Below are 18,821 nucleotides of genomic sequence, written 5' to 3' on the forward strand. Positions count from 1 at the left end.
GGAAGTGCATATGAAATTAATTCAGTTGGTGAGATTCAGTTTGCTCCTAACTCTCGTGGTGATCATGTTAGGGGCATATACTCGCCTTTCAGATGCAGGGTTAGGTTGCCCGGACTGGCCTGGTTGTTATGGGCACTTTTCTGTGCCGCATCAAGAAGAAGACGTCATACGTGCTAACCTGAACTTCCCCGAGCGGGCAGTAGAGCATGAGAAAGCATGGCTTGAGATGATTCATCGCTATTTTGCAGGAACGTTAGGTTTAGTCATTTTTGCGATGGCAGCGATATCAGTAAGGTCTGAGCGTGTAAATTCAACCATTCCGATGTTGCTAAGCGTATTGGTGATTGGGCAGGCACTTTTGGGAATGTGGACAGTTACTCTTAAATTAATGCCCGTCATCGTGATGCTTCACTTGCTCGGTGGTTTTGTTTTATTGGCGTTACAGGCGATTTTTTACTGCCAATTAAAAGCGCAAAACAATCTCTATTTCTCTCCATCTTCTAGCTCTCTGAGAGGCTTTTCATTGTTGGTTTTCCTGGTTGTTTTGGTGCAAGTGCTCCTTGGAGGATGGACTTCGTCAAATTATGCTGCGCTGATGTGTACCACACTGCCGATTTGTGAGGGAGACTGGATGAGCCATCTCTCATGGAAAGAAGCGTTTTCTTTCTGGCAAACTGGATTCGAGAATTATGAATTTGGTGTCTTGGAGTATCCGGCAAGAATGACTATACACGTCACTCATCGTATAGGCGCTATTGTTACCGCCACCGTGGTATTGGCTTATAGTATTGGGCTTATGAGGCAAGATTCTCATCATTCACAGAGAATTGGAGGGTGGTTGTTATTCACTCTGGTGTGCCAAATTATGCTGGGTGTAAGCAACGTAGTATTTCAACTTCCTATCTATGTCGCGGTGGCGCACAACCTTGGTGCCGCTGTTATGTTGAGTCTCGTTTGTGTTAGCCAGTTTTACTTGTGGCAGGGTAAAACGGCTTGGAATTACACCGCGAAAGGAGTTCGCTATGAGTAAAGAAATCGCGCTGTCGTTAAATGGGCGAAAGCGACTAAGTTCCGTTTATTTGAAGTTAACGAAACCTAAAGTGGTGGCGTTAATGTTGGTGACGGCAGTAGTAGGTATGAGCTTAGCCCCGGTTGATGATTTCCCCTGGTTGCAGGCGGTAGTTGGCCTAACGGGGATTGGTCTGATGGCAGGGTCTGCGGCAGCGTTTAATCATCTAATTGACCGCCGAATTGATGCGAGAATGGCACGTACACACAAACGACCATTGCCATCGGGTGAGACTAAACCATCATCGGTGATAGCCTTCGCTACAGTTTTAGGTGTCTTAGGGTTTGTACTTCTCTATGCGATAGTCAACCCGCTGACGGCATGGTTGACTTTGATGAGTTTGCTCGGCTATGCGATGGTATACACAATGTACCTCAAACGTGCTACGCCCCAAAATATCGTCATTGCAGGGATTGCCGGTGCGATGCCGCCTCTTCTCGGTTGGACTGCTGTAACAGGGCAATTACATGCGAATGCCTGGCTGCTCGTAATGATCATTTTTATCTGGACGCCACCACATTTTTGGGCTCTGGCTATTCATCGTGTCGAGGATTACCGCAAGGTAGATATTCCCATGCTGCCAGTGACACACGGCATTGAGTACACCAAAACTTCTATTCTGTTGTATACGGTGCTATTGACTTTGGTTTGTGTCCTACCGGTTTTGGTTGGTATGGTCGGCGTGGTGTATCTTTTTGCCTCGCTACTCCTCAATGCTGGCTTTATGTACCATGCATGGAAGCTAAAATATGCACCAGAGCCAAATACCTCGATGGAGACGTTTAAATTCTCTATCTATCATCTTTTGGCGTTGTTCATTGCATTGCTTTCGGATCACTATATTGGTTTTTAACCTTTCTTAAAACAGAAAACGCCGCGTGGTTCGCGGCGTTTTTGGTTTTGATACTTTGGCTTTAAGACAAAGCTTTCTAGATTTATTGAATTTCTAGCAGTTCAACATCAAAGATCAAAACACTTGCTGGTGGAATTGGGCCAGAGCCACTCTTACCATAGCCAAGCGTGCTTGGTACGAAAAGGCGGATTTTCTCACCTTCTACCATGTATTGTAGACCTTCTTGCCAGCCTTTAATGACTTGGTTAAGACCAAATGAAATCGGCTCACCACGATTAACAGAGCTATCGAATACCGTGCCATCAATCAAGGTGCCGTGGTAGTGTACTTTTACTTTACTTGTTGCCGTTGGGTGAACCTCACCTTCGCCTTTTTCAAGAACCATGTATTGAAGGCCACTTTCTGTTGTGATGACGCCTTCTTTTTTCGCATTTTCTAGTAAGAATGCTTGGCCTTTGGCAAAGTTTTCATCTGCTACTTTATGGTTTGTCCAAGTACGGTAAATGAAAAAGCCCGCCAAAATAAAAATAATAAGAGGAAACAAAAATTTAGACACGTAATCTCCTTGTCTATTTAGGTTGTTTTAGCAAAAAGTTGATGGTTTCTGCCATGGCTTCAACGCTGTCATGACCACCAGTAATTACTTGATATTTTCCGTTTACGATAAAGGCTGGAACGGAGTTAATTTGGCCTCGCGTGGTGATCGCTTCTGCCTTAGTGATGTACTCAAACAGCGCTTTTTGCTGTGCTTCATCTAAATGGTAAGGGCTGATAAGGTTGCGAGACTCAAAGGCTTTCTCAACAGCGATTTGGCGTTCCTCAGCCGTTGCATCGGCACCCATTTGCACAGCAGTAAAAAGATCTGCCATAAACGCTTTATCTGGTGTTGATTCAAGCTGCATTACGGCAGTATAAAAGATGATGGCGCTCACTTGTGCACTTTCATTGAACGTTACATGCATTTTTTCAACGCTTTGATCGGTCAATGATTCAATTTGAGGGACAAACTCTTCCATTGAGCGGCAGTGGCCACAAGTTAAAGAGAATGCTTCAGTCAGGGGAGCTAAATCATATTCTTCAAGGGATACTGGCAAAACTTCGTATTGTTTGCCTTGCTGAGGCTGACTCTTGCCGCTATCGCATGCCGACAAAGCCATTACGGCAACAACAACAGCAAAGCCTTTCGATATGGTTTTTAACATAGTAGTGCTCTAAATGAGAAATTTGCGTTAGTTTATCGGTTAACGATAGTGACTAAAACCATTAAATAACAATAAAGTGAGACCATTGGTAACAGACTTAGCCTGACGTATGGGCTGTAAGGGTAGGGTATTTTAGTGTTGCTTTTTATTTGAGAGATGATTTGGCATTGACTCCAGTGGCATGAACGCTGCATAGACAAACCAATCGGTGGACAAAAGCGCTAAAGATTCGGCGTGTTTTGTCGACACAATGAACAAGAGTTTTTCTACGTTGGTAATGGTATGAAGCATTGGTTTTTAATTGTTTGTGGCATTCTGGCCGGGTGCAGTAGCCTCGATCAAGATATGGTCCCAGGTGGGAACATTTTAGATACAGCTCCTAAATCAAACACTGAGCTGAGACACCCAGAATGGGGATACCCGAGCGCATCCAATGTGGCTTCTTCCCCTCGTTCATATCAAACGGCGAGGGCGTCAGTAAAAAAGTCGCAAAACGTGACCTCTCTGGAAATGTTCCTGAGCAGGCATAACATTCCTCACGAGACGCTCAGTGGTGGTCACCTGATGATACGTTTGAAAGAGCAAGTGCATTTTCAAACGGGCTCTGCACGGTTATCTGCTCAATCTCAAGACTGGATTCGAAACATTGGTCACTATCTGGCGGGAAGAACTGATGTTGATGTCGTGATTGATGGTCATGCGGATAGTACGGGAGCTGAAAGTTTCAACGACACGCTATCTGAAAAGCGAGCTCGTGAAGTAGAAAAACAATTATTGGCGACGAGTATTCCACGTCAACGAGTGTTTTCTAGAGGCTTCGGAGAGTATGTACCGAAGTGCAGCAATGCGACAGCGAGTGGTAAAGCTTGCAATCGGCGCGTAGAGCTAACATTGATCGTGGATGAATAACGCAGACGTTGGGTGGTAATCTTCGTTGTGTTGTTCTTGCATACCCGTTATTTGCTTAGTGGAGTTTAAGTTCGGAGTTGAGCAAGAAGACTGAATAAGGAAAGCTCGCACGGCAACATTTAGCTAGAAAAAATAGAAAAGAGGCACCGTTAGGTGCCTCTTTTACATCCGCCAATGTTCATAGGGGGAACTTAGGCAAATTCTTTTTCAACGTAAGCGACGATGTCAGATGACTCGTATAACCACTGTGTTTCGCCATCTTTTTCGATACGAAGGCAAGGGACTTTAACTCGCCCACCACCTTGCTCTAGTTCAGCTCGATGAGTAGGATTATTTTTTGCATCACGTAGCTCAATGTTCACCGATTGACGCTTCATTGCACGGCGGACCTTTACGCAAAAAGGGCAGGCTTCAAATTGGTAAAGTGCGTATTGTTTCGCTTTTTCATCAATACGTTGCTGTTCTTCTGCGGTGCGCTTAATACCACGAGGTGAGAACACCGCGTTCAGCAATAAGATAACCTTGCCTAAAATCCAACGGATAAACTTCATAATGATCCCTTGATGTTCATTGGGTAACTGTCCTTTAAGAATGCAATCATGATGCTTGTTGCACTGAGCGTGAAGTCTATCAGTTGTTTGAAATGGATAAAACCATGTATTTTATGCGGAAAATAGACGTTTAAACCAACCCCAAAAGCCACTTGCTGAAGCCGGACGGGCTTCTTTACCTTGATAAAAACTTTGCATGAGTTCGGTTCTGAATGCATCAACGTCCATGCGTTTTATGACAAGCTCATGCTGCAATGTATTTTGAGTCTGCTCGGCATGATCGTGCGCCAAGCTGAAATCCATATTTAAATAGCCTTGCGTGTATAACCAAAGGTGGGTGACTAAGATTAGGTCTTCAGCAGATTGGTTAGTAAACTTATCCGCGAGCTCATTACCCAAGGAGTCAGTCAGAACTTGCTGCATACGCTGGGTAGAGTGAGCATGTTGCTCGTAGTTAGCACTTGCTTCAATATGTGATTTGGTCAAAAGGCCAAGCAGGTGAAGAGTAGGTGCTGTTGTGGGTTTGTTCTCACAAACTTTTGTAAATAGTTGTGACTGTTCTTTTAACCAACGCCGCTTTGCTGCTTTATGTTCTTTAACAAAGGGGATTTCTTCAAATCCCATCTCTTGACTCAGTTCACTAAGAGACGTCATGGTTTTTTAGTTCCTTCACCGTTACTTCGATATGTTGATCATTGATATCAACAAAAATTGAGCTGCCAGTAATCATAACAGAAAGGCTAGTACCTCGGTCAAGATGCTGACAAATCAAGTCGATAGCGTCATAGTCAAAGCTCTCTACGTTGACGGGAAGCATTGAGAACTTTCCTGACATTTTGTCCCACCAGACAGCCGCTTTGGTGTTATAAGTGTAAACTTTTACATGCTTTGCGAGGCGAGAAGCTTTCTTAATTCTGTCTGGTTCTGGTTCGCCAATTTCAATCCAGTGAGTAATGCTTTGATCATCGCCAACATGCCATAAATCAGGCTCTTCAATCGTAGAGAGTCCTTTTGTAAACTCCAGATTGCTTTGAGCATTTAAACAGTAAGCTAGAATGCGAGCCAACATTCGTTGCGGCTTTTCAGAAGGATGAAGGGCGATAGTTAGATTTTTAGAATCGTAATAGTCATTATTCATATCGGAAATGGCGATACGAAATTTGTAAATGGTTGGTTTAAGAGCCATAGATTTATATCGTTTTGTTGGCAAAATAAGTTTTAGGCAAAAAAATAGCCAGCTTTAAAAGCTGGCTATCGTATCAAATTCTTTAAGAATTAAAGTACTTTGATTTGCTCTGCTTGAGGGCCTTTTTGACCTTGAGAGATAACAAATTCTACTTTCTGGCCTTCAACTAGAGTACGGAAGCCGTCACCAGTGATTGCAGAGAAGTGAGCAAATACGTCAGGACCGTTTTCTTGTTGAATGAAACCGAAGCCTTTAGTTTCGTTGAACCACTTAACTGTGCCAGTAGCTGTGTTAGACATGTCTATTTCCTAAATATCTAAATAATGTAATCTTTCGCCTCAACGGCGCTTATAGCGTGGAAAAATAAATTGCTATTGCGTACCACAGGACGACGGGTTACAAGTAATCCAACGAAATGTGAAAACAAAGAACTTTCTTTCTAGCCGTGTTTGAGTCTAGGTTAATTCCACGAAGAGTCAACATATATTAGTGCTTTATGGACAAATATTTGTATTTAGTCACTATTTAACCAGCATGTTTTTGATTAAATTTCAAATAAATGACGGTGATGTGAAGTTTTTTAGCATAAAATTCAACTAAATCTATAAATTTGACTTATTTATATAATTATTGTCCAATCTGGTTCGACCATTAAGGAGGATTTATGGCAAAGCGTAAAATCAGTCCTCAACCGAGTGGCTCACAACATGAGACCGACTTCGGCAGAGGTGAAATCAAAGACAACGCGTTAAAAGCGGTTGTTACCAGTCAGCTGTTCCAAACACGAGTCGTTAAAGCGAAAAAAGGTAAAGGTAGCTTCAGCCGTAAAATGAAGCATAGAGGCAAAGAGCCCTATTCAAAGTTCTCCCCAAGGTGGATTTTGAATAGGGCTTTTTTGTTGGTACTAGGTATTTGCAAAACTGATGATATTCAATTTTTAGTACCAGATAAGTTTTCCTAATTTATCATGTACTGCTTCAACTGCTTCAACTGCTTCAACTGCTTCAACTGCTTCAACTGCTTCAGCGAACTAGGCGTTGAAAGTACCAATTAAGTACTAAAACTTACTAAGTTAGATTCATATCAATAAGCGTCACTTCCTGTCTTATGCAAGTCTACTATATCTTTAGTCTAATCAAACAGCCGAGATTATGGTTTAAAAAGACTGGTGAGAAGTAGGTATGTCATCGACGAGTTATGGTACTTATGGTTGCAAATGTAAAAAAGCGTGTGCTTCTTTATTACTACTGTGGCTGTCCATTTGTCCGATGGCGCATGCGCACAAATCAGAGTCTCATTCTTTAATTGTTGCTAACTCCAAAGCGTGGAAGCCGCTCTCTTACCTTAGCCCAGATGGTGAACCTAAAGGTATTTTAATCGACTTTTGGAAAGAGTACGCGGCGAACAACCAAATCGACGTTCAGTTTCTCCTTTTGGATTGGGATGCTTCTTTGCAAGCCGTAAAAGAGGGTAAGGCTGACTTTCACGGAGGACTTGTCTACTCGCCCGAAAGAGCGAAGTATATGGACTTTGGCGCAGTCATAATGCCTATCCAAACCAAATTGTACGTAAATAAAGATGTACTTTCGGTTGATATCAGGAGTGTTTTAACTGGCGAAATGACGCTGCCAATTGGCGTTGTTAAAGGAAGTTACGAGTCTGAGTTTGTTCAGACGAATTACCCGAATGCACCTATCGCAGAATACATTAACAATGATTCGATGATACAAGCCGCCGTCGATAAAAAGGTGCTGTACTTCGTTGCAGACCTGCAAGTTGCTAACTTTTATATGGCAACCACGCCGGGAGCGGGTATGTTTGTCCCGACAATTAGCTTATATAGTAAAGATCTTCGGATTGCAGCAGGAATGCACAGTGCAACTTCCATTTTAGAGGTATCACGAGCGTTTGAAAAAGTCATCGATACGGATCGTGAGCGGATCCTCATCCGTTGGAGTGTGGTGAAAACGGTTTATCCACTTTATCTTTTCCCTATTGCTATTTTCATTATGGCGGTCGCAACGCTTTATCATATTTTTGCCCTCAAACGTATGGTTGCTCTTCGGACAAGGCAATTAACGATTGCCAATCAGCAATTGCTGGAGATGACGTTGACGGATTCTCTCACAAAGCTATACAACCGTAGACACCTGATTGAGCAATTGGCGCTACTGAATCATTTGAAGCGAAACTTAACGGTGATGGTGTTTGATATTGATGATTTTAAATCAATCAATGATCGATATGGCCACCTTGCTGGAGACCGAGCAATAGTTGCCATCGCAGAAGCCGCTAAGTCGATGACTGATGACCGAATGACATTGGCGAGAATTGGAGGAGAAGAGTTCGCACTCGTTACGTCGTCTCTGTCAGAGCGAGAAGCGCTCAATTTTGCCAATATGCTTTGTAAAGCCGTTTACGATCAGCCTGTTATACTGGGCGGACAAGCAATTCATTTGAGTATCAGTTTGGGCTGTGCTTACTATCCTGAGTTTACCCACATCGTGAGCTTGCAAGATGCTGACGAGTTGATGTATCAAGGTAAGTCTGAAGGAAAGAATCGTGCAGTTTTCCAAGTTATAACAGACTGTCAGCTTCAACCTGCGCTTCGTCAAGTGAATTAGATCTCGCTAATTCAACTGATACTTCAAACCATCCTCAAGCCTCAAAGTTTTAGTCAGAGTAAGGTGGTAAGCGTTGACGATCACGTTGCGTTGTTTTCTTTGAGGCCAATTTGCGTACAAATACTATCACTTTCATATATATAAACCCCCGCTTGCTCACGTTTTTATCATAGAAGCAGTAATTGTTTTAAAGTGATAAGTGATTTCTTGGTAAAGATCAGAACCCCTGTCTACACTCAGTGTAAAGTAATGCATATAAAGCATGATGCATACAGTGTTGTACAAAAACAATTAAAGAAGATAAGAAATAAGTTGGCTTGAGAAGGACGGGGAATGAACAACGAATGCTTTGCTAGGTTCCGAGCTGTCACGGATGAACTGTCAATGAAAGAATCGTTGTCAGTTGGGAAAGACCCTTATGCTCACTATCTCAAAGATATTGTGGGCATTGATTTGTTGTCTCGTGAAGAGGAGTTGCATTACGCCAAACTTAATCGAGCTGGTGATGAAGAAGCGCGCGAAATGTTGATTGAGTCTAATCTTCGACTTGTTGTGAAAATCGCAAAAGGCTACCTCAAACGGCCAGGCAATAACTTTACTCTGCTCGATTTAATAGAAGAAGGTAATATTGGTTTGATAAAAGCGGTCGATAAGTTCGATCCTGAGCCAGGCTACCGTTTTTCTACTTATGCGGTATGGTGGATTCGCGAGAATATAGAAGCGGCATTAATGAACAATGGCCGCACGGTACGTTTACCTGCTCATGTGTGCAAAGAGATAAATAGCCTGGCTTTAAAAAAGCTCGATGCGTCAAAAAGTGAGAGCAAGGAGTTGTCTATTTCTGAACTCTCACGCTGCTCAGGGGTGAAAGCAGAGCGTATAGATGAACTTGTTGCGCTTAGTGGCTTTATTGATGTATCGACCACTGCGGACCTACATCGCGTTCCATTTGTTCTTGAACTGTGTGAAAGTGAGTATACGCCAGATCCACAACAAGACTGTGAAAATCAGTGCTTTACTCAAGCTATTGAAAATATTATTAAAACCTTGCCAACTAAGTTGCAGAAAGTCTTAATCCATCGATTCGGATTATTTGACCAGAGAGTGAAAACCTTGTCGGAAATAGGCCTGTTGTTAAACGTGTCTAACGAGCGTGTTCGTCAGATGCAGATAGAGGCGGTTGAACGCGTGCAGAAACGTCTCCGATTCGATGGTTGGGTTTAAGATTTTTAGCCCCTTATCCTAGCCGATTAATTTACTGGCTTGCTACTCTGTTCTTCCGTAAGTAACAGCAGCTCAAGCTGTGCTTTAGCTGCTGCCTCCAATCTCCATACACTCAATAATCGGTTAAGTGCTGCGCGATAAGCACGACTTTTGAGTAAAAAAGCGAGCGTACTTGTGTAGTTGTTTACGACTTGCGCTTGTGTCTCGACTAATGCGGTTTTGTTTTCGATGTCGATGTGTTGAAGGTTAAAGTCAGGAAGAAACGCACACTCATACCATACCTCTACAATTTCACGAATTTCGAGTTCTTCTTCAGGCACGTCGAAGTCTTGTAACTGGTAGTTTTCTGGTATCGTTGATAAATAAACCACATCCAATTTGTCTGCAACAAATGTATACATCGGATTCCTTAGTGTACGCGCTTACAGAGTAAATAGTCTCATCGTTTACATTTTTGTCAATGACCGTGCTCAAGTATGAATGATGAACCACACCACATTCCGAACTTAACTTAGACTTTTTAAGTACTTATCGGTTAACCCGAAATATTTCAGGTTGCCATCTGGCTCCAAGACTAAGCTCATGTTGGATGTAGAGATCATGCCCGGATCATTCGTTGAGAAAATAACGGTCTTATTGAGTAGTTTGTCGCTGAATAACCGCTTGAAGTAGTGCGAGTTTTCTTGCTCAGCACCATTAAATGGCTCGTCAATGATAATCAAAGATTGTTCGCAGTTACCTAGCCCTAATGCGAGCCGCAGTCTTTGTTGAATACCATTTGGTAAACTTTTACAGATATCAACGCTCAATTGAGTGTCCAGGCCTTGTGGCAACCATGTATCGAGCTCAAAGAAACTCACCATTTCACGCATTTTTTCTGTTGGGATTAACCCATTATGCAAGATGAAGTTAGTCTCCAAGGAGCCTTCAAAAATATGCAGGTTAAACGGGACGTAGTTAATCGAGGTTCGATAGCGGTAACTGTTGAATTGTTTGATGTTATAACCGTCCACCGAAACTGAGCCTTGATAGCGTTCCTCTAGCCCAGCGATAATAGAAATGAGCGTCGTTTTACCGCAACCTGTTGGTCCACAAATCACAACTTTTGCGCCCGGTGGAATTTTAAAACCAAGATTAGTTAAGCCTGTTGCCGCACCACTATAACGATGGCTCACACCAGAGCCGACGATACTACCTTGAAATAGGCGAATAGGGGGGCTTTTCTCTAACGTTAGCTTATCGTCATTCATCGCCATAAGGTTGTTGATTTGCGCAGAAGACGCCTTAATGGATTGGAACTTAGAAATAGAGTTGTAGATGCCCATAATAGGCCCCAACGCCTTCCAGACTAAAATTACGGTAGCAAGCATTGCACCTGCATCGGAGGTGCCGTCCATCACGCCGATAACGGCCGCGACGATACTTGCGGTACCAATAACCTGAATCAAACTCCCGCCTGCTGCCTGAACCCTGCTATTAGTCACTGAAACATGTTCTGCATCGTTGGTGCTTTGTAAATGCGATGCGCTAAAGCGGGACTGGATAACACGCAACAATGGCAAGCCTTGGATGGTTTTTATACCACGAAGAATCTCATTCCATTGGTAAGAAACCATGGCGTTGGCGCGAGAGCTCTTGGACGTGGCTTGCGAGTAGATGTAACGAGAATAAACACAGAACACCAACATTAGAATCAACCCCGCCATAACGACTAGCGCCGCGGTACCAGACATAAGAGCAATGGCAATAATGAATACGATAACAAACGGCATGTCGAAGTAGCTTAATGTTGACTCTGCGGTTACCAAACGGCGGAAAGTGTCGATGTCTTTCAAACGTGCTAACTGAGAAGAGACACCAGCGGTAGATGTCATCGAATAAGGAAGCCACAACAGTTTGGATATTACGTTTTGAGAAATATGCACCGCCAAATCCTTCCCTGATGTGGCGATGATGTTGACCCGCATTTTCTTGAAAAAGTATTCCGAAAACCCAACAATCACGGCAAACAACGTGAGCCAATAGAGCGTGGCTTGCGAGCTAGACGTCAAGGCGAAGTTGTACACACTCATAATAAAAAAGGGCTGGAGTGCGCCGAGAATACTGACCACGAAGCTGAGGATAATCAGGCTCTTGAGTTCATTGTTGTAGCGATAAAACGCGTATTTAATCCAGTTACTGCGGTCTTGAGATTCAGGTGGCGGCTCTCGGAACAAGCGCGAGTATTCGCTGATCGAGACCAACAAACATGGCTTCTTGCAGAGCGGGTATTCAATGGTGTTGTTATTGGTGTAATCAAACAGGATCAGTTTGCCGTCTTTGGTGCCCAAGAAAATCGCAGTGAGGTTTTCGATCTCGATAAAACAAGGATGAGGGTGCCCCTCGATGTGTTCCAACGTTTTTAATTTGGTGACGTCACAACGGTAACCAAGGCGTTCAATCGTGGCAACAAAACTGTCGCTGTCTTTTGGTTTAGGGATAAAAGCGTCACTGAGGATAGAAGGTGTGCCTTCCCATTCAAGCGCAATGAGGGTGTAAGCTAAACCACGAATCAAAGGTGACTGATTGTATCGCTCGTCATAACTGCGAGCCTCAAAGTCCAACAAGCGCTGAGGGACATTATTAAAATCAACCAAAATACTCATTGGTCACCTCCGGTAAGTTTGACGCGTTTGAGGCGATGATTGAGCTTGTCCATCTTATTGCTGACGATGATGAGTATTTTGTCGTTGGCGCGATAGGCAGTACTGGTCAAAACCAATCGAGCAAAGTCGTCATCATAAACACAGTCGATGTCGTCGAAGATCAACACACGTTTGTTCGCGAGTAAGGCACGCACCAACAACAGGGCATAAGCGACTTGGCGAGAGAATGGGTTGCGTAAATGTCCTTTAAGCTCGGTGTAAAAACCAGCGGGAAGGGCATCGATTTGTGCTTTGATGTTCATGGTTTCGCAAAGCGCAAATGCCGTGTTATTTAAGCTTGGGCGGAAACAAGTCAAGTTGTCGATGATGGTGCCTTCGACGAACGAACTGGTTTTGTCGACCATGAGCACGCTATTACGCCAGACGTTGTAGTTGACGTCATCGAGTGGTGTCTCGTTGATCTTAATGTCCAGTTTGTTGTCGGTGTTTTGCCGCGTAATGCAATTGGCAAGATGGGTTTTGCCTGCGCCGCTTTTCCCCGTCAGCAAGTAAGCCTGACCACGTTCAAACTCGATGCGTTGCTTTTCCGAATACTTCACCGAGATGCGCTCGACTTCTGTCGTATCATTTTGTTGTTCTACAGATGCCGCAAGCTCAAGCAGCTCGGCGATACGTTGAATATGAAGCTTGTTCAACTCCCATCGACTCACCGTGCGCATTACTTGCTGGTATGGCGCGAAGTAGCGGTTGGTAAGCATGATGATGGCAGCCATGATGCCTTGGCTCGATTGCATGTTGATAACTGCCGTTGCCAAAACTACCACCACACAAGCAATGGAGAGCTGTTGTATGAGCGACAAGATAAGGCTGAAGTTCGATTCAATTTGCTCGTATTTGATGTTCTCGACTTCACGCTCTTCCACCATTTGTGTCATGAGGCTCTCAACGCGATATTCCATATTGCGCGCTTTGATATCGAGTGGGCTAGAGATGATCTCGATGATTTTAGAAGTAGTTAAGCCTTCGATGTCGGATTTGTTTTCTAAGCTGTTGATTTTCTGCTTAGATAGGCTCAGTGCGAACACCGCCAAAATGATGGAGGCGAGCAAGATGGTCACTCCCGCCCAAATGTTGATCACACCGATAATCAGAATGGTCAGTATGCTGACGGCAAGGTTGATCAATGCCCGTACAGATTCTCCGCCAAAGAAGGATTTAATCTCGGGAATGGTGGCAATACGCTCTAAGTATTCACCGGGTTCTAGGCGACGAAACTTCGATATCTCAGCCAAACAGATGGATTGAAACACTTTGTTGGTTAAGTTGGTTTCGAATTGCTTCATGATCACCGACGAAATCTTCTCTTCCTGATTCTTTAAGTGATAGTCGAGGAAGATGGTGATCAAGATAATGGCAAACAGAAGAAACAGCGTGTCTTTAGCTTGGTTAGGTAAAACACGGTCAAAGATAATCAGAATCGAAAAGGGCAACACTAAACCAAACAGTGTTGAGATGACCGTTGAGAAAGTCAGATAACACTTGTCAGCAAAGTTAATCTTCTGGGAAAAATGCTCAGTTTGCATTGCGACCTCCTTTCTTAATCGATGGTTTGGAGAGAAGGTGTTTTGGAACTAAGTCTTGATTGCTTCTGCCTTCGATATCGCTCATCAACTGCATGATGCTTTCGATGGATTGCACCGACAGCATGCCTTTGATTTGCTCAAGATTGATCGATTCAATGATGTAGTCATAACGCGCGCTCTCGTAATCACGTAGCGCGCTAAACAGTTTACTTTCTGCTGCCAGTAAGTCGGTAATGGTTCGCGTACCAAGCTGGTAAGCGCGCTGAATGCCTTTGTAGGAGGCGTAGTTAGCTCGGATGATATTCTCGTAACTGCTAATAGCGCGGGAGAAGTCATTAATGTTGAGTACCGAGGTGTTAACGCTATTGCGCGTCGTGAACAATGAATCTTGGTACAGTAGCTCGGTTCGCTCGATGGCAGTCGACGATTTTTGATAACCGTAGTAATCCGAACCGCCGGAGAAAATCGGCACATTCAAGTTCAAACCGACGCTGGTGGAGTTACTGTCCCCTGTTGCGGTGGGGTCGGTTCGGTCATAGTTGTTCGCATCGTCATAACGGTAACTGGCAGAGAGTGACACGGTCGGCACAAAGTTTGAACCGCTTTCTTTCAACCCTCTTCGGCTGCGTTCTACGGTTTTCTTCGCAACCAATAAATCGTTATTGAGCTTCAAAGCTTGTTCAAGAATCGCGCGTTGTTCGGATTCGCTGATTTCCGCCAAGGGCACGCTTTCGTAGATGTCCTGCGATGGGGTGACTGGATATTGAACTTGAATCTCTAAACCGTTCAAAATCACACGTCGATCTTTCTCTAAGGTTCTTAAGCGGTTGGCAATGCCTTCTTTCTGAGCAATTACCTCATACAACTCGCTCGCCGCAGTGTTGCCAAGCTCCACGTTGCGACGCATTTGGCGCTCACGTGTTTCAGACGATTTAAGCTCGACTTTGGTGGCTTTGATTTGCGCGTTGTTTTTCAGGTACTCGAAATATTGCGTCGCGATTTCAGAAATGGTGCTCTGGATTTTGTTCTCGTGTTTGATTTCTTCAATGTTGAAATCAAGTTTCGCGGTGCCGTATTTGAAGATGTCGCCAAGGTTAAACACTGATTGAGATAAAGACACGCTGTAGCTGTTTGAGTTGTAGCTAGAACGCGTATCCGGTGTTCCCGTTAATATGGTCTCGTTTTCATTCCATGTGGTATCAGCAGCACCGTTTAAATAGGGTAGGAACTTAGAGCGGCTAATGTCGATGTTGTATTCGTTTTCTTCCACGCCTTTGTCACTAGCGCGCAGAGATAAGTTGTTTTCCAAGCCGAGTTTGACCGCCTCAAGCAAGGTGGTCGCCATTGCCGAAGGAGCATTGCTCAATGTAAGCGCTGCCAATACGCAGCTAGTTAAGTTTCTGTACCGCCACATACTTGTTGATCACCTTGATGATTTCGTCGTTTTTATAAGGTTTGCTGATCACGTAATCCATTCCAGCTTCGATACAAGCTTGGTGTTCATTACTGCTGGTCAATGCTGTCGCACCTATGATGGTGCAGGGGTTTTGTCCGTTCTCTTGTTCGTATTGTCGAATGCGTTTGGTTGCTTCAATACCGCCCATGCCTGGCATGATGCAGTCCATAAAAATGATATCCGAGCGCTGATTCATGAAGTGCTGAACGGCGTCTGCGCCATCGCCAACGGTATCGGCTTCGTATTCTTGCTTGCTCAAAATACGTTTGAGTAGAATCTGTTGAACACGGTCATCCTCAACAATCAGGAATGAGCTGTTCTCCATCTGATCTTCTGAGGCTTCCGCTTCCATGATTGCTAAAAGATTGGGGATGAACTCATACGGAATCGCAGGAGAGTTCAGAATCTTGTCGACAAAGGTATGGCTCTCTTGTGCTTGCTGAGTGCTAGTGACTGAAAGCAGCAATTTAGTATTCGGGTGATTGCGCAGTTGCGATTTCACCGTTTTGCTCAGTGAGGGCAGCTTGTTTGGCTCGAACGTGTCGGTCAGCATGATGGCATCGTATTCGCCAAAGGTTTTTGCCGCAGAGAAGAGTTCGTTCGGCGTTCGAATTGGCGTAATCTCTAAGCCCAAGTTGACTAACATTTTGTTCATCACATCAATGCGCAGCTGAGAGTTGGCACACAGTAATAGGCGCTTATTGTCGAAGCGAGTTTTCTCGGTGTGGAAGCTTTTGGCTTTCAAATCGAGCTGAATTTGAAAACGTTCCTGATTGCCCGATTGATACCAATGGCTCTCGTAATAGCCATAATCTTTCAACACGCTTTTCGCCAAATCGTCTTTGGTTGCAGTGTGCTGTTTATGGTCGCTCCAGTGTAGGGTATTGAGCTTGGCAAGCGGCACATCCAGCGTGGTTAAGAAGTTTAGATTGATGGTCAGGCGGGTATTTTCAATGTCTGACGCCGCACCTGATTCAATGGTGACAAACAGTTTCTTGTCGGCTTTGAGTTGGATGGCATTTGATAGCTGTAGGAACAACACCCAGAATAAGCTGGTGGATTGTCCTTCAACACGGTTTGGTAAGTTATCTGAGATAAAGCAGTCTAGCTCACCTTCATTGCGCTGCACTTTTGAACTGATGTGAATCATCAATTCAGACAGTACATTCAGCAGTGAAAACTCTTTCGATTTGCTCTCGGTCCCTTGTGAAATGAGTCGGTTGTAGTTCTCTGCCAATTCAGACAGGGTATTGGCAGCCGAGGTTATATCTTGCGCCATCAACACTCCGCTCTCATCGGTCTCTTGAACGAGATATTGCACGCCGCCGTTAATGGTGTTGGTGATGCCACGAATCTCGTAACCAATCAGAGCATAGAGCTGCTTGTAGAGATCGTTATTGCGTTTTTGCTCTTCGAGTTTGCTGAAAATCAGTTTTAGGTGTGAGTAGATCTGACGCTGCTTCGGATTGATGCTCACTTCATTCAGCAACTCTTCCAGCCTTTGTAAATCCAGTTGTTTGAGTTCTTGATAAAGCTCATCGAATTCTTGGTCAATGTCACGCTCATTCGAGCTGGATTTTTTCAGTTTAAGGATTGCCACCAAGTTCGATAGCACTGCGATACCAACCAGTACGACAACGACCACAAACAACCAAATGAAGAACTCGTTTTTCTCCATCATTAGGTCGCTCGCATGGTTGTTAAATATGGTCCTGTAGTTGTCGTCCATTTGTAGGTAGTTATTGGTGAGCGAGAGGTACAGTGCCAACACATCGTCGCGTGTTTTTTGGCTGTCTGAGAAGCGATTGATTGCCAGTTCAAGCTGCGTGTATTCGGTCGCGCCCACCAAGCTAAACTCGGTTTTGTTGAGTGACGCGAGCGACTTAAATTGGTCAATTTCGTCTTTCAGAACCTCAAAATCAAGCTCTGTTGTACTGCAATAACGTGCGCTTAAACAGCGTTGAAGCGTTTGAATATCAAACTCGATAGTTTGGTTGAGCTGTTGAGCTTGAACCAAAAGAGGCGCGTTTTGCACTTTCTCGACTGAATCCACTTTTTCCCAAGAGATATACAAATAAAAGGCGAGGGCAGCCAGCATCAAGCTGAAAGCGATGCTTAGGCGCATAACAGGAACGGAAATATTGTAAGAAGGTTTGCTACTCATCCATCACCTCTCATCGAATGCGTCTTCGATAGCCGACATAACCGGCTTCGCTGCGTATTCGATCACCCGGCGTGAACCTGTTTTCACGTCTGCGGTAAACTCCATATAAGGGGACAGCTTGTATTGTGTGCCTCCGCGCTCTAGATAGTTTTGACTGATTTGGATTTCCGCGAGGTAGAATTCAGCGTCTTCTTCTTCATAAGAAGAACGGCTGATCGATGCAATTCGACCTTCCAAAAATCCGTATTTGGCAAAGTTGTAGGTATCCATCTTCACTTTGACCGCTTGTCCGATTTCTACAAAACCCATGTCTTTACGCGGGATCTTCGCCTCTCCGTGAAGGGCGTTATTGATCGGTGCAATGTCCGCGATGCTTTCACCTGGCGGTATCACAGCGGAGCGGAAGTTGAAGTGCACTTTATCTACTACACCGTCAATAGGGGCGTAAACCACGAGGCGATCCACTTTATCTGAGTGTTGAGGACGTAATATACGTTTCAACTTTAAGTCCTTGTTTGCTTGAATGATTTGTGCTTGATACTCGGCATTACGATTCTCCACCAAGTCTCGGTACTGCTTCTCTAGTTTGTCGAGTTGGAAGCGCTCATTCATGACCGACTCATCAAGGTTTTCTATCTCACGCACCATGTTTGACTCTTGAACCTGCATATTCAGAACATCGACGTAAGACGCCATTTCCTCTTTGTACAAGGTGTTCTTAATATTGAGCTGCTTGCGTATCAAGGAGAGCTGGTTCTCGGAGCTTTTACGGCGCTTGAGCATTGAATCAATAAGCGAATTCTTATGTTGGATATCGTGAGTGATCAACTCTTCATTGGAACGGTTTTTAGAAAATTCTTGCTGCCAGGTATTCATGTTGACTTGCACTAATTCTGGGTACTTTTCGATGTAGGAAGAAAAATCGGGTTCCACCATATCGCGCAGGCTTTCGTAACGAATCTTGTCTAGCTCAAGCTGAATGATCTCTGTGTTTACCGTATCAAGTTGAGTGTTTCTATCCAGAGAGCGAAGGCGTGCAATAGGTTGACCTTCATAAACCACTTCGCCTTTGCGCACTAGCATTTCTTCTAGAATACCGCCTTCAAGGTGTTGCACTTTTTCGATGTCAGATTCGAGCAATAGCTCACCGCGCACCGACACCACAATGTCGATACGAGCCTGAGATGCCACGGCGATAGCCACCATGGAAAGCAAAAAGATAACCAGCAAGGTTTTGTGTACGCTGGTCATTGCACTTGCTAGCACGATTGTATCGTCTGCTGTTACTTTCGAAGCTTCGTTGTTCGAAACAAGCGCCTTTTTGAGGTGATGTTCTATTTGCTTATTACTCATGA

18 protein-coding genes are annotated in these 18,821 nt (G+C 44.2%); 6 read left to right on the top strand and 12 right to left on the bottom strand.

What is annotated here, in order from left to right; translation table 11 throughout:
* Positions 1-10: 10 nt before the first annotated feature.
* Positions 11-1,030, top strand: a complete 1,020-nt coding sequence (locus R7O12_RS04045) for a COX15/CtaA family protein (RefSeq protein WP_017635865.1) — start codon at positions 11-13, stop codon at positions 1,028-1,030.
* Positions 1,023-1,922, top strand: coding sequence for a heme o synthase (gene cyoE / locus R7O12_RS04050; RefSeq protein ID WP_318125642.1), 900 nt, complete (start codon positions 1,023-1,025; stop codon positions 1,920-1,922). Before R7O12_RS04045 ends, cyoE begins: the two co-directional genes overlap by 8 nt.
* A gap of 82 nt (positions 1,923-2,004) precedes the next feature.
* Here cyoE and R7O12_RS04055 read toward each other — a convergent pair whose 3' ends face one another.
* Together R7O12_RS04055 and R7O12_RS04060 are read right to left on the bottom strand one after the other, a co-directional pair.
* Positions 2,005-2,478, bottom strand: a complete 474-nt coding sequence (locus tag R7O12_RS04055) for an FKBP-type peptidyl-prolyl cis-trans isomerase (protein ID WP_005375638.1) — start codon at positions 2,476-2,478, stop codon at positions 2,005-2,007.
* A 13-nt stretch (positions 2,479-2,491) separates the two neighbouring features.
* Positions 2,492-3,124, bottom strand: coding sequence for a thiol:disulfide interchange protein DsbA/DsbL (locus R7O12_RS04060; protein ID WP_042521488.1), 633 nt, complete (start codon positions 3,122-3,124; stop codon positions 2,492-2,494).
* Positions 3,125-3,406: 282 nt separating this feature from the next.
* On the opposite strand from R7O12_RS04060, the gene R7O12_RS04065 reads away from it, so the two are divergent.
* On the top strand, positions 3,407-4,033 hold the full coding sequence (locus R7O12_RS04065; RefSeq protein WP_025768460.1) for an OmpA family protein: 627 nt from the start codon (positions 3,407-3,409) through the stop codon (positions 4,031-4,033).
* A gap of 191 nt (positions 4,034-4,224) precedes the next feature.
* On the opposite strand, the gene R7O12_RS04070 is transcribed toward R7O12_RS04065, so the two are convergent.
* The 4 genes from R7O12_RS04070 to R7O12_RS04085 all read right to left on the bottom strand — a co-directional run bounded on the left by R7O12_RS04070 (position 4,225) and on the right by R7O12_RS04085 (position 6,069).
* Entirely contained in the window at positions 4,225-4,584 is a 360-nt protein-coding gene (locus tag R7O12_RS04070; protein ID WP_005375631.1) for a glutaredoxin family protein, read from the bottom strand.
* Positions 4,585-4,695: 111 nt separating this feature from the next.
* On the bottom strand, positions 4,696-5,238 hold the full coding sequence (locus R7O12_RS04075) for a hypothetical protein (RefSeq protein WP_053303766.1): 543 nt from the start codon (positions 5,236-5,238) through the stop codon (positions 4,696-4,698).
* Entirely contained in the window at positions 5,225-5,770 is a 546-nt protein-coding gene (locus tag R7O12_RS04080; protein WP_005375627.1) for a YaeQ family protein, read from the bottom strand. Before R7O12_RS04080 ends, R7O12_RS04075 begins: the two co-directional genes overlap by 14 nt.
* A gap of 89 nt (positions 5,771-5,859) precedes the next feature.
* On the bottom strand, positions 5,860-6,069 hold the full coding sequence (locus R7O12_RS04085) for a cold-shock protein (protein WP_005375625.1): 210 nt from the start codon (positions 6,067-6,069) through the stop codon (positions 5,860-5,862).
* 365 nt (positions 6,070-6,434) lie between these two features.
* Here R7O12_RS04085 and R7O12_RS04090 point away from each other — a divergent pair, with 365 nt between their 5' ends.
* The 3 genes from R7O12_RS04090 to R7O12_RS04100 all read left to right on the top strand — a co-directional run bounded on the left by R7O12_RS04090 (position 6,435) and on the right by R7O12_RS04100 (position 9,618).
* Positions 6,435-6,731, top strand: a complete 297-nt coding sequence (locus R7O12_RS04090; RefSeq protein ID WP_042521482.1) for an alternative ribosome-rescue factor A — start codon at positions 6,435-6,437, stop codon at positions 6,729-6,731.
* Positions 6,732-6,951: 220 nt separating this feature from the next.
* Complete coding sequence (locus R7O12_RS04095) at positions 6,952-8,394, top strand: sensor domain-containing diguanylate cyclase (protein ID WP_318125643.1); 1,443 nt, start codon at positions 6,952-6,954, stop codon at positions 8,392-8,394.
* Between the two features lie 333 nt (positions 8,395-8,727).
* The gene (locus R7O12_RS04100) at positions 8,728-9,618 is read left to right on the top strand and encodes an RNA polymerase sigma factor RpoD/SigA (protein ID WP_017635872.1); all 891 of its coding nucleotides are present in this window, start codon (positions 8,728-8,730) and stop codon (positions 9,616-9,618) included.
* 26 nt (positions 9,619-9,644) lie between these two features.
* Here R7O12_RS04100 and R7O12_RS04105 read toward each other — a convergent pair whose 3' ends face one another.
* The 6 genes from R7O12_RS04105 to R7O12_RS04130 all read right to left on the bottom strand — a co-directional run bounded on the left by R7O12_RS04105 (position 9,645) and on the right by R7O12_RS04130 (position 18,819).
* Positions 9,645-10,019, bottom strand: coding sequence for a hypothetical protein (locus R7O12_RS04105; protein ID WP_025768457.1), 375 nt, complete (start codon positions 10,017-10,019; stop codon positions 9,645-9,647).
* A 105-nt stretch (positions 10,020-10,124) separates the two neighbouring features.
* Positions 10,125-12,263 carry an ATP-binding cassette domain-containing protein gene (locus R7O12_RS04110; protein WP_053303764.1) on the bottom strand — a complete coding sequence of 713 codons (2,139 nt, stop codon included), beginning with the start codon at positions 12,261-12,263 and terminating at the stop codon, positions 10,125-10,127.
* Entirely contained in the window at positions 12,260-13,846 is a 1,587-nt protein-coding gene (locus tag R7O12_RS04115; RefSeq protein ID WP_053303763.1) for an ATP-binding cassette domain-containing protein, read from the bottom strand. The genes R7O12_RS04110 and R7O12_RS04115 overlap by 4 nt, the downstream gene beginning before the upstream one ends.
* Positions 13,836-15,260, bottom strand: coding sequence for a TolC family protein (locus R7O12_RS04120; protein ID WP_318125644.1), 1,425 nt, complete (start codon positions 15,258-15,260; stop codon positions 13,836-13,838). Before R7O12_RS04120 ends, R7O12_RS04115 begins: the two co-directional genes overlap by 11 nt.
* Positions 15,235-17,466: a response regulator gene (locus R7O12_RS04125; RefSeq protein WP_053303762.1), complete on the bottom strand. Its 2,232-nt coding sequence runs from the start codon at positions 17,464-17,466 to the stop codon at positions 15,235-15,237. The genes R7O12_RS04120 and R7O12_RS04125 overlap by 26 nt, the downstream gene beginning before the upstream one ends.
* Before the next feature lie 3 nt (positions 17,467-17,469).
* Positions 17,470-18,819, bottom strand: a complete 1,350-nt coding sequence (locus tag R7O12_RS04130; protein WP_017821587.1) for an HlyD family type I secretion periplasmic adaptor subunit — start codon at positions 18,817-18,819, stop codon at positions 17,470-17,472.
* Positions 18,820-18,821 lie beyond the last annotated feature (2 nt).

The sequence above is a fragment of the Vibrio sp. Vb1574 genome, from assembly GCF_033338675.1.

Bases quoted from the DNA above. Each gene is read 5' to 3' on its own strand.
- R7O12_RS04095 (WP_318125643.1), top strand. From the start codon at position 6,952: ATGTCATCGACGAGTTATGGTACTTATGGTTGCAAATGTAAAAAAGCG.
- cyoE (WP_318125642.1), top strand. From the start codon at position 1,023: ATGAGTAAAGAAATCGCGCTGTCGTTAAATGGGCGAAAGCGACTAAGT.
- R7O12_RS04090 (WP_042521482.1), top strand. From the start codon at position 6,435: ATGGCAAAGCGTAAAATCAGTCCTCAACCGAGTGGCTCACAACATGAG.
- R7O12_RS04110 (WP_053303764.1), bottom strand. From the start codon at position 12,263: ATGAGTATTTTGGTTGATTTTAATAATGTCCCTCAGCGCTTGTTGGAC.
- R7O12_RS04080 (WP_005375627.1), bottom strand. From the start codon at position 5,770: ATGGCTCTTAAACCAACCATTTACAAATTTCGTATCGCCATTTCCGAT.
- R7O12_RS04100 (WP_017635872.1), top strand. From the start codon at position 8,728: ATGAACAACGAATGCTTTGCTAGGTTCCGAGCTGTCACGGATGAACTG.
- R7O12_RS04130 (WP_017821587.1), bottom strand. From the start codon at position 18,819: ATGAGTAATAAGCAAATAGAACATCACCTCAAAAAGGCGCTTGTTTCG.
- R7O12_RS04070 (WP_005375631.1), bottom strand. From the start codon at position 4,584: ATGAAGTTTATCCGTTGGATTTTAGGCAAGGTTATCTTATTGCTGAAC.
- R7O12_RS04065 (WP_025768460.1), top strand. From the start codon at position 3,407: ATGAAGCATTGGTTTTTAATTGTTTGTGGCATTCTGGCCGGGTGCAGT.
- R7O12_RS04060 (WP_042521488.1), bottom strand. From the start codon at position 3,124: ATGTTAAAAACCATATCGAAAGGCTTTGCTGTTGTTGTTGCCGTAATG.
- R7O12_RS04115 (WP_053303763.1), bottom strand. From the start codon at position 13,846: ATGCAAACTGAGCATTTTTCCCAGAAGATTAACTTTGCTGACAAGTGT.
- R7O12_RS04105 (WP_025768457.1), bottom strand. From the start codon at position 10,019: ATGTATACATTTGTTGCAGACAAATTGGATGTGGTTTATTTATCAACG.
- R7O12_RS04125 (WP_053303762.1), bottom strand. From the start codon at position 17,466: ATGAGTAGCAAACCTTCTTACAATATTTCCGTTCCTGTTATGCGCCTA.
- R7O12_RS04045 (WP_017635865.1), top strand. From the start codon at position 11: ATGAAATTAATTCAGTTGGTGAGATTCAGTTTGCTCCTAACTCTCGTG.
- R7O12_RS04085 (WP_005375625.1), bottom strand. From the start codon at position 6,069: ATGTCTAACACAGCTACTGGCACAGTTAAGTGGTTCAACGAAACTAAA.
- R7O12_RS04075 (WP_053303766.1), bottom strand. From the start codon at position 5,238: ATGACGTCTCTTAGTGAACTGAGTCAAGAGATGGGATTTGAAGAAATC.
- R7O12_RS04120 (WP_318125644.1), bottom strand. From the start codon at position 15,260: ATGTGGCGGTACAGAAACTTAACTAGCTGCGTATTGGCAGCGCTTACA.